Consider the following 16,161-nt stretch of genomic DNA (forward strand, 5'->3'; position numbering starts at 1 on the left):
TAATCTATTTTTCTTATTTACAGAACTATACAAACCCGAAGCGAAACGTTTTAAGGTTACAAGAGATAGCCAGCTATTTAAGGTATAAACAATTGTATTGATAATCTATAACAGCTTTCCCGGCATTTAGCACATCAGCGCCAATGATTCCACTCACAGGTTTAGCATCATGATTGAGCAATGCCTGATTCACGTGAGAAAGATCAAATAGCACAATTGAGATCTCTTTAGTAGACCAATTTCCTATTTCAATAAGATTATTTTGAGCAATCTGAGTCAGCATATCAATCGCTCCGGCTCCTGCAGCTTTAACTTCGCTGTCTTCTGCAAAAAGTTTAAAGCGCTCCAGATCTTCAAAACCTATACAGGTATTTGAAGCTCCCGTATCTAAAATAAATTCGCCATCAACACCATTTATTGTGGCATTAAATTTTAAATGCCCGGTACCTACCGGACTTAAAACTATTCGTTTATATTTTTTTGCGATAAGATGTTGTCGTAAAGAAGCCATAGATTGTAATACTCTTCTTCAAACTTAAGTCAAATAAAATTGTACGATTTTAAATATTCTCTAAAGTTTCTTCTGCTGAGCAAAAGCTAAATTTTAAATTTGTGTCATTATGTATATAGACACTCACACGCATTTATATAGCGAATCATTCAAAGAAGATCGCGACGAAACAATACATCGCGCGCTCAATCAATCCATTAACCAATTTATACTACCCGCAATAGACTCTACCTACACAGAATCTATGTGGAATCTGAAGGAAAAATACCCAGACTCTATGCACATCATGGCCGGCTTACACCCTACCCATGTAGACTCAGAAACGGTAAAGCAAGAACTCCAGCATGTTAAGGAGCAACTAGACTCTAAGTCTCTTTGCGCCATAGGTGAAATAGGCGTAGATCTGTATTGGGACTCTTCAACTAAAGAAATACAAAAAGAAGCTTTTGCTCAACAGATAAGATGGGCAAAAGAATACGACTTACCCATCGCAATACATTGCAGAGATGCATTTGACGAAGTTTTTGAAGTCCTAGAAGCTGAAAAAAGCGATAAATTAAGAGGTATTTTCCACTGCTTTACTGGCACACTTGAAGATGCTCAAAAAGCAATCGGCTACAATCTGAAGTTAGGAATAGGCGGCGTTGTAACTTTTAAAAATGGAAAAATCGATAAGTTCTTGAATGAAATCGATTTAAAACATATCGTTTTAGAAACAGACGCTCCATACCTAGCCCCCGTTCCTTACAGAGGAAAGCGTAATGAAAGTAGCTACCTTATAAATGTTGCCGAAAAACTAGCCGAAGTTTATGATGTTTCGGTAGAAATTATTGAAGAAATCACCACTAAAAATGCTAAAAACATATTTAGACTTGATTGATCTTTAAAATATTTCGTTCTTTACGCCTCATCAAAATTAGAATCTGTGTCAAAATTTGACCCCATAAGACCCTATCACGATTCTGAAGTGCACGAAGCACTGCAGACGTATTACAGGCACCCTATGTTTCAGGCGCTTTTACAATTTACCTTTCCAGAGAAATCACATCGGGAAATAAAAGAGATCATAGACTCATGTCATTCAATCTATGATTTTCAAAGTAAAGTAATCTACCGTTCTGTACATAAGGTTATGGAGAAAAGCACCAATGGCTTTTCTACATCTGGTTTTGATGACCTGCAAAAAGGAAAACCTTATTTCTATTTATCCAACCACCGGGATATCATATTAGACACTTCATTTATAAATGTGGCTCTTTACGATAACGACTTGGTTATGACTGCTTCCGCTATTGGGGACAACCTTGTACAAAAGCCTTTTTTAATGGCTTTAGCTAGATTAAACCGAAGCTTTATGGTTCAACGCAGCTTGACTCCACGCGAAATGTTGATGAGCTCTAAAAATCTTTCAGAATATTTACAATTTCTGCTAAGCAGCAATCAGTCTATATGGATGGCTCAACGGGAAGGACGCACAAAAGACGGAAGCGACAAGACGCAACAAGGAGTTTTAAAAATGGCCGCTATGGCTCGTGGCGACAAACCTGTTTTAACCTACTTAAAAGAACTCAATATAAGACCTGTTGCAATATCTTATGAGTTTGACCCCACCGATATTTTAAAAATGCCAGAGCTCATTGCAAAAAGTGAAGACATCGCTTATGTAAAAAGCAACAATGAAGATTTCAACAGTATTTTACGCGGTGCTTTAGGAGCTAAGAAACGCATTCACATCGCAGCGGGTAAACTCGAATCTTCAATTTTTGATGAGATTGATGCATCCGGACTTTCTGATAATGACAAACTACAAGAATTAGCTAAACGAATTGATCACGAGATTTATCGCATCTATAAACTGTGGCCTTCTAATTATGTTGCCTACGATTTATATTATAATACAGATCAGTTTGCACACACCTACACCGAACGCGACAAAAGAAGTTTTGAGCGTCGCTTAGAACGTCGCGTAGATCCGGAAAGTGAAGTTGCCAAAGAGAATTTCTTACTAATGTATGCAAATCCGGTAATAAACAAACTTAAGAGTCTTGAATAAACAACCTAAGATCTTATTGATTTATACCGGTGGAACCATCGGTATGATTAAAGACTTTGAAACCGGAGCCTTAAAAGCTTTCGATTTTAAAGATTTGCTTGAAAAAATACCCGAACTGCGCTTACTTGAATGTGAGATTGAAACGACTAGCTTCAATGAACCTATAGACAGCTCTAACATGAACCCCGATCTTTGGGTAGATTTGTGCGGAATTATAGAATCTAATTACGATAGATGTGATGGATTTGTAATTCTACATGGAAGTGACACGATGAGTTACTCTGCTTCAGCACTGAGCTTTATGCTAGAAAACTTATCAAAACCCGTTATCTTTACAGGTTCGCAATTACCTATAGGCGACTTACGTACAGACGCTAAAGAAAATTTAATTACCGCTATACAAATAGCAGCCCTACGCAAGCGTAACCGTCCTTATATAAATGAGGTAGGCTTATACTTCGAATACAAACTCTATCGCGGAAATCGAAGCTCTAAAATTAGTGCGGAGCATTTTGAAGCTTTTAAATCCCCCAATTACCCTCCGCTGATAACCTCTGGTGTACACTTGACTATTGAAGACGAAAAGCTTCTACCATACAAACGAAAGAGGTTAATGGTACATCGAGATTTAAAAACAGATATCATTGTTGTTCATTTATACCCGGGAATCAGTGAGAAAATGCTGACTTCAATGTTAAATAATCACGAATTTAGCGGCGTTATTTTATTAACATTTGGTTCAGGAAATAGCTCAACAGCACCTTGGTTTATGGAATTATTAAAAAAAAATATTCAAAAAGGCATACCGGTTGTCAACATAACACAATGCACCTGGGGTAGTGTTCAAATGGGTAATTATGAGACCAGTACAGGACTCAAAAACCTTGGTGTAATTTCAGGAAAAGACCTCACGATTGAAGCTGCTATTACAAAAATGATGTATCTAAACAGTCAAAATTTGTCTCCAAAGGTCTTTAAGACTATATTTGAAACATCGCTAAGAGGAGAAATGAGTTAATACTAAGAATCACATCAACTCAGCAAACCTTTTGGAAATCGATATATTTTTTGTTAATTGGCAATCATTCGAAAGAATGAATTCGGCCTTAAAAAAGAGAGGTGGCCGAGTGGTCGAAGGCGCACGCCTGGAAAGTGTGTATACGTCACAAGCGTATCGAGGGTTCGAATCCCTTCCTCTCTGCTAATTTTTAATATTTGAATAATTAATTTTATATCTTTATCCCTTTACTAACTAAATTTTTAAGATCAAAAGCAATGAAAAGAGTATTTTCTATTCTAGTAATCACAGCTGTAATCGCGTTAGGCAATCTTACAGCTCAAGCAAATACTGCACCTTTAATGACTGTAAACACAGTTATTGCAGCAGCAGTTCAAGATGAAGCAGCAGACGAGGCAGTAGCCGACACTGATGAAGAGTCAATATCGTTTACTCAACAATTAAAAAAGCGTTTTATAGAAGGTGGAGCATCCTTTATGGGTATCGTTCTTTTATGTCTTATTTTAGGTCTTGCAATTGCAATTGAGCGTATTATTTACTTAAACCTTGCAACTACAAACTCAGCTAAATTAGCACAAGACGTAGAAGATGCACTTAATAGTGGTGGTATTGAAGCTGCTAAAGAAGTATGTCGTAACACAAGAGGTCCAGTAGCATCTATTTACTACCAAGGTCTTGATCGTGTTGACGAAGGTGTTGATGCTGCAGAAAAAGCTGTTGTAGCTTACGGTGGTGTTCAAATGGGTCTTCTTGAGAAAAACGTTTCTTGGGTGTCATTATTTATCGCTCTTGCACCAATGCTTGGTTTCATGGGTACGGTTATTGGTATGATTGATGCATTTGACAAGATTGAAGCTGCTGGTGACATGAATCCATCTCTTGTTGCGGGTGGTATTAAAGTAGCACTTTTAACAACTGTATTTGGTCTTATCGTTGCGATTATACTTCAAATCTTCTACAATTACATTGTTGCTAAAATTGATAGCATTGTAAATGATATGGAAGATGCATCTATCACTTTGATAGATATGCTTGTTCGTTACAAGAAGTAATAATCCCTAAATACATAGTATATTATGTTACATAAAATATTAAAAATCATCGCACTCATCCTATCGATTCTTGGAGCTGTATGGCTTGTAAGAATTCTAATGACTGGGGATACTGCGATTGAAGATTCAGCAGATTTACAAAACGGATTAGTTACACCATTCATATATATTGCTTACGCAGCTTTTGCTGTTGCAGTAATATTTGTAATAGTTTTTGTAATAAAAAATATATTTAGCGCAGGATCATCACTTAAGGGCACTTTAATAGGACTAGGAGCTTTTCTTGCTGTCGTAGTAGTATCATACTTACTCGCTTCAGGTGAAGAAACTCCTTTAAGAGATGGTGGAACTATATCTGCAAGCGCATCAAGATGGGTAGAAGCTGGTATTTATGCTTTCTACATACTCGCAGTAGTTGCAATTGGCGCGATGGTATTCTCAGGCGTGAAGAAATTAGCTAAATAATAGTAAAGAAGTAATTATGGCAAAAAGATCAGCACCAGAAGTTAATGCAGGTTCGATGGCAGACATTGCCTTCTTACTACTCATTTTCTTTCTGGTTACCACAACAATTGAGACAGATAGCGGTATCAGCCGTAAATTACCACCTGAGCAGGAAGAAAACCAACCTCCTCCACCGGTAATTAAAGAACGTAACTTATTTACAGTTATCGTAAACAGTAACGATGAGTTACTTGTAGAAGACAAAGTGATGGAACTTAAAGATCTTAGAGCTACAGCTGTAGCCTTTTTAGACAATGGAGCTGAAGATTGCTCGTATTGTCAGGGAGCTAAGGATCCTAGTTCTTCAGTGAATCCCAAAAAAGCTATTATTTCATTAGTAAATAATCGCGGTACCTCCTACAAACGTTATATCGCAGTACAAAATGAACTTGTTGGTGCTTATAATGAATTGAGAGACCGTGTAGCTACGAGTCAATACGGCGAATCGTTTACCAGTTTAGAGGCTCGTTATAATGATCCACGAACACCCCAAGAGGCTAAAGATAAGATCAAACCTAAGATTGAAGCAATACAGGAATTATACCCTGAAAAGCTTTCTGAAGCTGAACCTAAAAAAAATTAAGAACCTATAACATCAAAATTTATGTCTAAATTTAATAAGAAAAAAAGTGGTGAATTGCCCGCTATTTCTACGGCATCCTTGCCAGATATAGTTTTCATGTTACTGTTCTTTTTTATGGTTGCAACAACAATGCGGGATCAAACCTTATTGATTAAAAACAATTTACCTACTGCAAACCAAGTTGAAAAACTCGATAAAAAAGACCTTATCATGTACATATATGCCGGGGCACCGCTAGAGCGTTATCAAGGCACATATGGGACTTCTGCAAAGATTCAGTTGAATGATAAATTGTCAGATGTTGGAGAGATTCAAGATTTTATTTATCAAGAACGTGCGAGTAAAAGAGAGGAATTAGTACCTTTTCTTACTACAGCACTTAAAGTAGACGGAGATAGTAAAATGGGTCTTATTACTGATATTAAGCAGGAATTAAGAAAAGCTAATGCACTTAAAATCAACTACGTTACCAAATCTGGTGATGCAGTTGAGATGAACTAGTACTCTTTGTAAGAGTTTATTGCATATCTCTTAAAATTTATATTTAAAACGTCCTGTATTTTCAGGACGTTTTTTTGTTTCTTTAATAACACAAAACAGCAAAACCCATGCGGTCATATTCATTCTTAAAGCTGGTTATTATTTTACTCTTAAGCTTTTCTGCCTTTGCCCAGGATAGTCTTGTTAAAACTATAGACACTGCTGAAGTATATAAAAAATACCGTGAAGACCAATTTTATTTGGGAGTCACATTTAATCTACTTACCAACAAACCCACAGAAATTGAGCAGAATGGTTTTAGTGGCGGAATGCATTTTGGTTTTATACGCGATATGCCTATCAATAAGCAAAGAAATTTTGCAATTGGCATAGGGGCAGGTCTTTCTATGAATACGTATAATCAAAATTTATTTGTTGGAGAAACAGCTTCAGAAGAAAGCATTTTTAATAGCATTGATTCGTCTAAAGACTATGATAAGAATTGGCTTTCCACTTATTTAATTGAAGCGCCCATACAATTGCGTTGGCGAACTTCTACAGCGACGAATTATAAATTCTGGAGAATTTACACAGGATTACAATTAGGATACGTCTATGCTTATAAATTTCATTTTGAAGAACCCGGCAATCAAGTTACCCAGACAGACGTCCCTGAGTTTAATAGGTATCGAATGGGGTTAACGTTCTCCTTTGGGTACGATACATTCAACTTCTACTTCTACTACAATCTGAATCCGTTTTTTAACAATGAAGCACAAATAAACGGGAGTCCAATTGAAATAAACAGCTTAAAGCTCGGACTGATGTTCTACATCTTATAAAGATAAAATACTAAGAATTGCGGCAAACCACCTACGATTAAGCCTACAAGTAATTCAAGCATTGTGTGTGCTTTAAATTGAATTCTGGAAGCTGCTGTAAAACCTACCGCAAGAATAAGCAAACTTATCACGATTAAGTAGTTTGCATTATACACCAGACTCAACCCCATCACAAAGAGTAAAACTCCACCTATACCCGTCATATGCAGACTGGTTTTAAAACCAAATAACGCCAATAGAAAAGCTGTCGCTGCGGTAATCAATACTCCTAAAAAGAAAATATAAAGCTCTGGAAACTCATAACCGTTTATGATTACGCGTACAATAAGCAACGTGATTCCTACCTGTATTAACAAAGGCAATCTACGTTCTTTGACCTGTTTTAATTCTAATGAAGAAACCAATTTTACACTTTCTAACAAGAAGTAAAATAAGATAGGGACTACAATCGTAAGAATACTTATAGCGAAAAGCTTAGCATACATAAAAGACTGTGGAACAAACTTAGGCGTCACTGAAAAATAAATACTAACACCTAGAATTGGCATCAAAAGCGGATGCATCAAATAAGAAAAAAAACGGAGAAAATAGTTCATTAGATTTCTTTACGTAAACGTGCGACCGGCACATCCAATTGTTCCCGGTATTTTGCTACAGTACGACGCGCAATAGGATAGCCTTTTTCTTTTAAAATCTTAGCCAACTTATCATCAGTAAATGGCTTGCGTTTATCTTCTTCCTGAATTGTGATTTCAAGGATCTTTTTAATCTCTCTGGTAGAAACCTCTTCTCCCTGATCATTAGTCATACTCTCACTGAAAAACTCTTTAATCAATTTGGTTCCGTAAGGCGTATCAACATATTTGCTATTAGCAACACGCGAAACCGTAGAGACATCCATCTCAATCTCATCTGCGATATCTTTAAGAATCATTGGGCGTAAATTACGCTCATCCCCGGTTAAAAAATACTCCTTCTGATAATTCATTATAGAACCCATCGTCACAAAAAGCGTTTGCTGACGTTGTTTAATGGCTTCTATAAACCACTTCGCAGCATCTAGTTTTTGTTTGATAAACATTACAGCATCTTTCTGAGATTTGCTTTTCTGCTTAGCGTCTTTATAGCCTTTAAGCATGTTAGTATATTCTCTGGAAACATGCATCTCCGGCGCATTACGACCATTTAAAGTAAGTTCAAGCTCTCCATCATTTATAGTTATCGTAAAATCTGGAATAACATGCTCAACTACTTTTGTATTTCCGGCGTAAGAACCGCCTGGTTTTGGGTTTAAATGCTCTATCTCCTCAATAGCATCACGTAATTGATCTTCGGTGATATCAAATTTTGAAAGCAATTTTTGATAATGCTTTTTACTGAAGTGATCAAAAGCATCAGACAAGATATCCTGAGCTAAAGACACGGCTTCAGTTTCTTCTTTACGCTTCAGCTGAATCAACAGACATTCTTCCAAACTGCGTGCACCAACTCCAGCAGGATCTAAATTCTGAACAATCCGCAAGATCTTTTCAAGGTTCTCCTCCGTAGTATATATATTCTGCGTGAATGCCAAATCATCCATCAAGTCGATGAGACTTCTTCTCAGATAACCACTTTCATCAACACTTCCTATTAGAAATTCGGCAATCTCCATTTGCTCATCATCGAGCCGATAGGTATGCAATTGCCCCATTAAATGCTGCGTAAATGAAGTCCCGGATGCATAAGGCACCTGACGTTCTTCATCATCAGAACTGTAATTATTCGCGTTTAGACGATAGCTGGGTATTTCGTCATCAGAAAGGTAATCATCTACATTGATGTCTGTTTCAATCTTTTCTGAGTCATACTCTTCTTCCCTGCTATTATCAAACTCCTCAAAATCATCTTTCACTTCATCCTTGCCACTATCTAACGCAGGATTTTCTTCAAGCTCTTGCTTCACGCGTTGCTCAAAAGCCTGCGTAGGCAATTGTATGAGCTTCATCAGCTGTATCTGCTGAGGAGAAAGCTTTTGTGAAAGTTTAAAATTAAGTTGTTGTTTAAGCATAGAGGTTGTTAAATCTGTTCTTACAAAAATAAAAAAATGCACCTAGCAACGCATCAGAATGTTTTGTTAAGAAGCGCCATTAAAATAGTACATCAAACAGATTAACGATGCACTACGGAGTGAAGATATTGTTTTTAATAGCATATATAACCAGACCTGTTCTGTTTTTTAAGCCTAATTTTTGAAAAACCGATTCCCGGTAGCCCTCTATAGTTTTTGGACTTAAAAACATTTTCTCTGCTATTTGTTTGTAAGTCATTTCAGTACAGGCATGCTTGATAAACTCGATTTCCCGGTCTTTTAGAACTACTTCTTCCTCATATAAGTTCTCGGTTTGACTCACGATACGCTCTACCGTATTGGTATAATAAAAACCATAATTAATAACTTCTAACAAGGCTTGCTCTAAAATAGACTTACGGGTATCTTTTAATAAATAGCCTTTTGCACCAGAGCGAATCATTTGCATCACAACACTTTCTTCTTCTTCAACAGAAAGTGCCAGAACCTTAATACGAGGATAATGCTTAGAAAGATACTTTGTGGTTTCGACACCACCCATCACGGGCATTTTTACATCCATCAAAACCACATCGGGTTTATCGCTATCTGCATTCTCGAGATAGTTAATAAACTCTTTTCCGTTTACCGAAATATTGACCACTTCAAAATTTATAAATTGACGCACCAATCCGCCGATGGCTTCTGACAAAAGTGTGTGATCATCTACAAGGGCAACTTTATACATAGTATTTTTATTCTAACAGATAAATTAATTTTAATTGGGTACCAATACCGGGAATCGAACTGATCTTAGCGTCTGCACCTATCAACTCAGCGCGTTTTTCAATATTACTTAGACCGATACCTTTCTCCAATAGTTTTTCTGAGTCAAAACCTACTCCGTCATCCAGAGCCGTGATCTCTAAGGCATCTGCTTTAAACTGAACTTTAACTTCCAATTTAGAAGCTTTAGAATGCTTCATCGTATTGGTCATAAATTCCTGAACAATTCTAAATAATACAATCTCTACTTTTGAATCTATCGCAACCGCATCACCCAGCAACTCATAATCTGCAGAAAGAAACTTTAAACGATTAAAACGACTCACCTCCTGCTCCAGAGAGTAAATAAGAGATTGCCCGTTAATCGCTTCTGGGTTTATGGATTTTGAAAGCGCACGCAACTCATTTAAGCCTGTTCCTATCGTTTCGGCAACTTCTAACATCTCTTGCCCACCTTCGACATTTTGTGCCTTTATTTTGGCTAAGGTGAGCAACTGACCAATATTATCGTGTAATTCCCAACTGATGTTGCGCAGGGTCTCTTCTCGTATTTCTATTTGAGTTTCGGCAATGGCCCGCTCGTAGCGCTTTTCGGTCTCAATTTGCTCACGCAGTAAACTGTTTTTACGCTTCATAAATACCGAAAACAGTACAAAGACAATTACTGCTAATAGAAATAGGATCAAAAGAACCACGAGAATTACGAGTTGTAAAGTTTCCTGATCCATATAAATTTAATCCTTGGTTAATTGAGGGTACTTAGAACGATAAAAGCCATAAGCAAAAATGAGATACATCAAACAGCCAATAGCAAAACCAAGATTTCTTATCAACTTAAAAAATGAGACCAAAGTATGATTTGCATCTGATAAATTCATCCATCCTATTAAAGTAACTATTAAAACAGGTAACTGAATAACAATGTAAATCAAAAGGCCTAAGCCCAAATAAATCAAAAAATCATCTTTAATAATAGCAAAGCCAGAATAATTAATAATTTCAATAAAACTTAAAAGCACAAGAACCATTATTAAAAAATCACCAACTATAAGAGAGAGTAACGAAAATTGAATCCAAACATCTGATGTCGTAACAAAATAGAAATACGTTAGCATCCAGACGATAAATAACAAAATAGTAACTCTTTTAAAAAGAACAGACTTTAGAAATCTATAATAAACATAAAAAATTACTAAAAAATAGATTAAATCATGAATATTAAAAAAGATCGTATTCGCATGCTCTGTATAAACAAAATAAAATGCCGCTAATAATTCATTGAAAAAATTGTACCCTAAATATAATATTATCCAAATAATAGGCGTCCCAATGAATTTTCTCCAATAAATTAGTCCTACAATAAAAGGCAAAAGCTCTATAGGAAGGATAATACTAGTGTAAATATCTTCCGTTAGAAAATTTAAATATTTACTCCAAATAGATTCTACTAATAAATGCATTTTCTTTTAAAAATCTCCATCGCTTAATGGTGGAGGTGGACGTAAAGTCGTGTGGTCTCCAGACATAGATTCAATAGTCTCACCACCTACCATATCTACTTCTCCTTCTTTAGGATTCAAAATATGACCTACCATCATCGCTCTTTTTTTACCATTTGTACCAGTAATAATTGCATAACTCACCGTATCTTTAGTACCATCAGAAAGTGTAAACTCTGCAGCAGGATTTAAAAACAAAGTAGCTCTTCCTTTTTTATTTTTTTGAGGAAAATCATTCTTATACTTCCCAAAATAGAAACGCATTTCAGCAATTTCAACATCAGCAGCTTTTGCTTCTTGCTCTATGTAAGCAATATATTCCTTAAATGCTTTGTATGGCATCGTAACTGCTCGCGTAGCCTTCTTATATCTAGCATCGCCTTCTACGATTGTATCTCCCTCATTAGTGACATTCTCTGCAAGTTCTATAAGCGACACGCGGCTGTTGCCATAATTTTTATATAAAGTATCTGCTGCTGCAACCGGTATAATATTTCCGGGAGCACTTAAAACCGGAGTTTCGGTTTCTTCACAGTCGCAATTTTGATTTTCACAAGAAGAGAATAAAAAAGTAGCAGTTAAGAAAACTGCTAAAAGCATAGTTTTTTTCATGATTTAGAAATTTGTTAATTGGGTGTAAAATAAACATCTTTTCTCTAGCAAGGAAAACAACCTTTAAAAAAGGGGATTTTCCCCCTAAATTAAAATTTCAGCTAAAGCTTTTTACTAAAAAAGGCTGCTTAGAATCTATATCTAAACAGCCTTTAGGTATTTTTAAGTACTCATTTCTCTTAAAACTCCGCATTTTGAGGAAAGCGTGGGTAAGGGATCACGTCTCTAATATTAGTCATACCGGTAGCAAATAATACCAAACGTTCAAAACCCAGACCAAAACCACTATGTACGCAAGACCCAAATCTTCTTGTATCTAAATACCACCACAATTCCTCTTCAGGAATATCTAGCGCAGCCATTTTTTCTTGCAATACTTCTAAACGCTCTTCTCGTTGTGAACCGCCTACAATTTCACCGATTCCCGGGAAGAGAATATCCATCGCACGTACCGTTTTACCATCTTCATTTAAACGCATGTAAAAGGCTTTAATGTTAGCAGGATAATCAAATAAGATCACCGGACACTTAAAGTGCTTTTCTACCAAGAAACGCTCGTGCTCACTTTGCAAATCTGCACCCCATTCTTCAATAGGATATTTGAATTTCTTCTTCTTATTCGGTTTAGAGTTCTTAAGAATTTCTATCGCTTCAGTATAGCTAACACGCTTAAAGTTATTTTCTAAAACAAACTTCAGTTTCTCACGCAATGCCATTGGCGCACGCTCTACTTCAGGCTTGGTTTTATCTTCTTGTACGAGTCTGTTTTCTAAAAACTCCAAATCATCCTGACCATTATCCATCACATACTGTATCACATATTTGATGAAATCTTCAGCCAGATCCATATTCATATCCAGATCGCAGAACGCAACTTCCGGTTCGATCATCCAGAATTCTGCAAGATGACGACTGGTATTCGAATTTTCGGCTCTAAACGTTGGTCCAAACGTGTAAATCTGCCCCAGACCTAACGCATAAGTTTCCCCTTCTAACTGACCGGAAACCGTCAGATTGGTTTCCTTTCCGAAGAAATCCTTTTTATAATCGATGTTTCCGTTTTCATCCTTCGGCGGATTCTTTATATCTAAAGCCGTTACCTTAAACATCTCTCCTGCTCCTTCTGCATCACTACCGGTAACAATAGGCGTATTCACATAGTAAAAACCTTCTTTCTGAAAATATTGGTGCACCGCAAAACTAAGTTGTGAGCGCAAACGCATCACTGCGCCAAACGTGTTTGTACGCACCCGTAAATGTGCCTGCTCGCGTAATTTTTCTAGCGTGTGACGCTTAGGTTGTAAAATGGTTTTTTTCACTTCTTCAGGATCTGCATCGCCCAGAATCTTAACCGCTTTCACCGCTACTTCAACAGCCTGACCACCACCCTGACTTTCTACGAGATTCCCGGTTACTGCAATCGCAGCTCCTACAGTAATTCGTTTTAAAAGCTCAGGATCTGTATTTTCAAAATCAACTACACATTGTAAATTATTTATCGTAGAACCGTCATTCAATGCAATAAAGCGATTGGCTCTAAACGATCTCACCCAGCCTTTAACAGTAAGTTCGTGCCCTTTGGGCTCCTCTTTTAAAATGTGTCCGATTGTTTTTCTCATAATCTATATAATCAAAACGCTTATGCGTGTATTGAAATTTTTATTTTTTTAAATTCGCGTAAAGAGCAAAGATAAATTTTTAGCGTTGTTATACACAAAGGCTAAACACCCATTTAATCATCTAAGTTCTCAAGCTCCTCCTCGTCATCTGCTTCATCCAAAATCTGAATGGCAGGCTTTTTAAAATCTTCCTTATTTGCAATATTTTTTTCTAGCGAAAGCAATAAAGACGGCAACAACAACAAGTTAGAAAGCATTGCAAAAATAAGAGTTACCGAAACCAATCCTCCCAGCGCAACAGTACCACCAAAGCTACTGATCATAAATACCGAAAACCCAAAGAACAGCACGATTGAAGTGTAAAACATACTCACGCCCGCTTCTTTTACTGAAGCATAAACCGAACGTTTAATCTTCCAGCCACTACTGCGTAATTCCTGACGGTATTTTGCCAAAAAGTGAATCGTATCATCTACCGAAATACCAAAAGCTATACTAAACACCAAAATGGTTGAAGGTTTAATAGGCACACCTAAAAAGCCCATCAACCCTGCTGTGATTAATAATGGCAGTAAATTAGGAATTAGAGAAACCAAAATCATTTTTACCGAACGGAACATAAAGGCCATAAAAACCGCAATCAATAAAATTGCCAGAGACAGACTAATAATTAAGTTATTTATCAGGTAGTTCGTTCCTTTTTGAAAGACTAAAGCTTTACCGGTAAGTGTCACATCAAACTTCTCTTTAGGGAAAAGAATATTTATTTTATTGTACAAATTATCCTCTACGATTTCCATACGATCTGTACCTATGTCTTGCATAAAGGTCGTCATACGCGCATACTGCCCGGTAGAATCTATATAACTATCCAGCAAACCGGCATTGGTAGAAAAGCGCTGCGCATAGGGTAAAATGAAGTTACGCTCGTTAGATGTAGGTAATTGATAATACTGCGGATTGCCATTGTAAAAAGCCTGCTTCCCATACTTTACCAAATTCACAATTGAAAGCGGTTTTGACAACTCCGGAGTTTCAGAAATAGTGGTCGCCAGCTCATCCATACGCTTAAGCGTTGGCAACTTCATCACGCCTTTTGGACGCTTGGTATCTATTAAAACTTCCAGAGGCATAATACCGTCAAATTCGCTTTCAAAGAATTTTATATCTCGGTAGAAACCGGTATTCTTCGGCATATCTTCAATCAAACTACCCGACACTTTAATACTGAATATACCTATCATACTCACGATAAGTAAAACCACAGTGCTGATGTAAATCGTGATGCGGCGATCGCGCACCATGCGCTCAATCCATTTTACAAAACCCTCAATCCAGGTTTTACCTAAATGTTTCAGGTGACGCTCTTTTGGAGGAGACATATAGCTGTATATGATTGGGATAATCAACAAGCTCAGTAGAAAAATCGCCAGAATATTTATAGAGGCTACTATACCAAATTCTTTCAGCAACGAACTTTGCGTCAAAATAAACGTCGCAAACCCGGATGCGGTTGTGATATTAGTCATTAGGGTTGCGTTACCTACTTTGGTAATCACCCGTTGCAAAGCCTTAATTTTATTACCGTGATTTTTGTATTCCTGCTGATATTTATTAATCAAAAAGATACAGTTAGGAATCCCGATCACAATAATTAATGGTGGAATTAACGCGGTTAAAACTGTAATCTCGTATCCCAACAATCCTAAAAATCCGAAAGACCACATCACTCCTACCACCACCGTAATCATAGAGATAAACGTCGCTCTGTAAGAACGGAAAAAGAAAAAGAAAATCACCGAAGTTACCACAAGCGCACCACCAACAAACCAGCCAATTTCACTGATTATGGTCGCACTGTTCAAAGTTCTTATATAAGGCATTCCGCTAGTGTGTACGGTAATTCCCGTTTCTTCTTCAAATTTATCAATGAGCGGTATGAGATCTGCTACGATAAAATCTCTACGCGCAGCGGTATTAACAATAGCTTTTTTGAGGTAGACAGCACTGCGAACGGTACCGGTTTCTTTGTTATAAATAAGCCCCTCGTAAAATGGCAGATCTGTAAATAGTTTTTTCTTCAGCGCATCTGCCTGAGACTTTGTATTTACTTTTCCGTCAATAAAAGGTTTGAGGTCAAAACGCTTAGGGTCTTCTTTCTTTTCAAAAAGCTTGAGATCTTTTAAAGAAACTGAAAGCGCAACAGCATCAAAACTGTTGATACTATCAGAAAGCGCATTCCATTTGTTGAGAATTTCCGGAGTAAAAAGCGTAGCATCTTTGATCCCAAAAACCACCAGATTCCCTTCTTCTCCAAACTGGTCTAAAAATTTGTTGTATTCCAGATTTACCTCATGATCGTCAGGCAGTAAATTGGCTTCTGTGTAGGTAAAACGCATGTATTTCCACTGCGTGCCCAGAAATACCGTAAACCCGGCAACCAGAAAAAGAATAAAGAGTCTGTTGCGTAAAATGAGGCGTGCTACACCGTTCCAAAACCCGTAACCCAATAGCTTGGTCATCGTCCTAATTTAAGAGGCGCAAAGGTACTC

At 37.0% G+C, this 16,161-nt stretch carries 17 protein-coding genes and 1 tRNA gene; 9 read left to right on the forward strand and 9 right to left on the reverse strand.

Going from position 1 to position 16,161, the window contains the following annotated elements; all coding sequences use genetic code 11:
* Window positions 1-73: 73 nt before the first annotated feature.
* Window positions 74-511 carry a retropepsin-like aspartic protease family protein gene (locus BUB91_RS10680; protein WP_073099237.1) on the reverse strand — a complete coding sequence of 146 codons (438 nt, stop codon included), beginning with the start codon at window positions 509-511 and terminating at the stop codon, window positions 74-76.
* A gap of 106 nt (window positions 512-617) precedes the next feature.
* Here BUB91_RS10680 and BUB91_RS10685 point away from each other — a divergent pair, with 106 nt between their 5' ends.
* The 9 genes from BUB91_RS10685 to BUB91_RS10725 all read left to right on the forward strand — a co-directional run bounded on the left by BUB91_RS10685 (window position 618) and on the right by BUB91_RS10725 (window position 7,043).
* Window positions 618-1,391 carry a TatD family hydrolase gene (locus tag BUB91_RS10685; protein ID WP_073099238.1) on the forward strand — a complete coding sequence of 258 codons (774 nt, stop codon included), beginning with the start codon at window positions 618-620 and terminating at the stop codon, window positions 1,389-1,391.
* Between the two features lie 45 nt (window positions 1,392-1,436).
* Window positions 1,437-2,564: a 1-acyl-sn-glycerol-3-phosphate acyltransferase gene (locus tag BUB91_RS10690; protein WP_073099239.1), complete on the forward strand. Its 1,128-nt coding sequence runs from the start codon at window positions 1,437-1,439 to the stop codon at window positions 2,562-2,564.
* Window positions 2,557-3,582, forward strand: a complete 1,026-nt coding sequence (locus tag BUB91_RS10695) for an asparaginase (protein ID WP_073099240.1) — start codon at window positions 2,557-2,559, stop codon at window positions 3,580-3,582. Before BUB91_RS10690 ends, BUB91_RS10695 begins: the two co-directional genes overlap by 8 nt.
* Before the next feature lie 95 nt (window positions 3,583-3,677).
* Window positions 3,678-3,765 (forward strand) — tRNA-Ser (locus BUB91_RS10700).
* A 74-nt stretch (window positions 3,766-3,839) separates the two neighbouring features.
* Window positions 3,840-4,634: a MotA/TolQ/ExbB proton channel family protein gene (locus BUB91_RS10705; RefSeq protein WP_073099241.1), complete on the forward strand. Its 795-nt coding sequence runs from the start codon at window positions 3,840-3,842 to the stop codon at window positions 4,632-4,634.
* A 24-nt stretch (window positions 4,635-4,658) separates the two neighbouring features.
* Window positions 4,659-5,099 carry a hypothetical protein gene (locus tag BUB91_RS10710; RefSeq protein ID WP_073099242.1) on the forward strand — a complete coding sequence of 147 codons (441 nt, stop codon included), beginning with the start codon at window positions 4,659-4,661 and terminating at the stop codon, window positions 5,097-5,099.
* A 16-nt stretch (window positions 5,100-5,115) separates the two neighbouring features.
* Window positions 5,116-5,721 carry an ExbD/TolR family protein gene (locus BUB91_RS10715; protein ID WP_073099243.1) on the forward strand — a complete coding sequence of 202 codons (606 nt, stop codon included), beginning with the start codon at window positions 5,116-5,118 and terminating at the stop codon, window positions 5,719-5,721.
* A gap of 21 nt (window positions 5,722-5,742) precedes the next feature.
* Window positions 5,743-6,222 (forward strand): ExbD/TolR family protein, encoded by a 480-nt coding sequence (locus BUB91_RS10720; RefSeq protein WP_073099244.1) that lies wholly within the window; start codon window positions 5,743-5,745, stop codon window positions 6,220-6,222.
* 107 nt (window positions 6,223-6,329) lie between these two features.
* A complete protein-coding gene (locus BUB91_RS10725; RefSeq protein ID WP_073099245.1) occupies window positions 6,330-7,043 on the forward strand; it encodes a porin family protein in 714 nt (237 codons plus the stop codon).
* On the opposite strand, the gene BUB91_RS10730 is transcribed toward BUB91_RS10725, so the two are convergent.
* The 8 genes from BUB91_RS10730 to BUB91_RS10765 all read right to left on the reverse strand — a co-directional run bounded on the left by BUB91_RS10730 (window position 7,031) and on the right by BUB91_RS10765 (window position 16,131).
* Window positions 7,031-7,639: a hypothetical protein gene (locus BUB91_RS10730; RefSeq protein ID WP_073099246.1), complete on the reverse strand. Its 609-nt coding sequence runs from the start codon at window positions 7,637-7,639 to the stop codon at window positions 7,031-7,033. The genes BUB91_RS10725 and BUB91_RS10730 overlap by 13 nt on opposite strands.
* Entirely contained in the window at window positions 7,639-9,093 is a 1,455-nt protein-coding gene (gene rpoN / locus BUB91_RS10735; protein ID WP_073099392.1) for an RNA polymerase factor sigma-54, read from the reverse strand. The genes BUB91_RS10730 and rpoN overlap by 1 nt, the downstream gene beginning before the upstream one ends.
* A gap of 112 nt (window positions 9,094-9,205) precedes the next feature.
* Window positions 9,206-9,841 (reverse strand): response regulator transcription factor, encoded by a 636-nt coding sequence (locus BUB91_RS10740; RefSeq protein WP_073099247.1) that lies wholly within the window; start codon window positions 9,839-9,841, stop codon window positions 9,206-9,208.
* A 7-nt stretch (window positions 9,842-9,848) separates the two neighbouring features.
* A complete protein-coding gene (locus BUB91_RS10745) occupies window positions 9,849-10,607 on the reverse strand; it encodes a sensor histidine kinase (RefSeq protein WP_073099248.1) in 759 nt (252 codons plus the stop codon).
* 6 nt (window positions 10,608-10,613) lie between these two features.
* Window positions 10,614-11,339, reverse strand: a complete 726-nt coding sequence (locus tag BUB91_RS10750) for a hypothetical protein (protein ID WP_073099249.1) — start codon at window positions 11,337-11,339, stop codon at window positions 10,614-10,616.
* A gap of 6 nt (window positions 11,340-11,345) precedes the next feature.
* Window positions 11,346-11,990 (reverse strand): hypothetical protein, encoded by a 645-nt coding sequence (locus BUB91_RS10755; RefSeq protein ID WP_073099250.1) that lies wholly within the window; start codon window positions 11,988-11,990, stop codon window positions 11,346-11,348.
* 179 nt (window positions 11,991-12,169) lie between these two features.
* The gene (gene asnS / locus BUB91_RS10760) at window positions 12,170-13,609 is read right to left on the reverse strand and encodes an asparagine--tRNA ligase (protein WP_128759410.1); all 1,440 of its coding nucleotides are present in this window, start codon (window positions 13,607-13,609) and stop codon (window positions 12,170-12,172) included.
* A 113-nt stretch (window positions 13,610-13,722) separates the two neighbouring features.
* Window positions 13,723-16,131, reverse strand: a complete 2,409-nt coding sequence (locus tag BUB91_RS10765; protein ID WP_073099252.1) for an efflux RND transporter permease subunit — start codon at window positions 16,129-16,131, stop codon at window positions 13,723-13,725.
* Between the last annotated feature and the right edge of the window lie 30 nt (window positions 16,132-16,161).

The sequence above is a fragment of the Leeuwenhoekiella marinoflava DSM 3653 genome (assembly GCF_900129005.1).
Taxonomy (GTDB): domain Bacteria; phylum Bacteroidota; class Bacteroidia; order Flavobacteriales; family Flavobacteriaceae; genus Leeuwenhoekiella; species Leeuwenhoekiella marinoflava.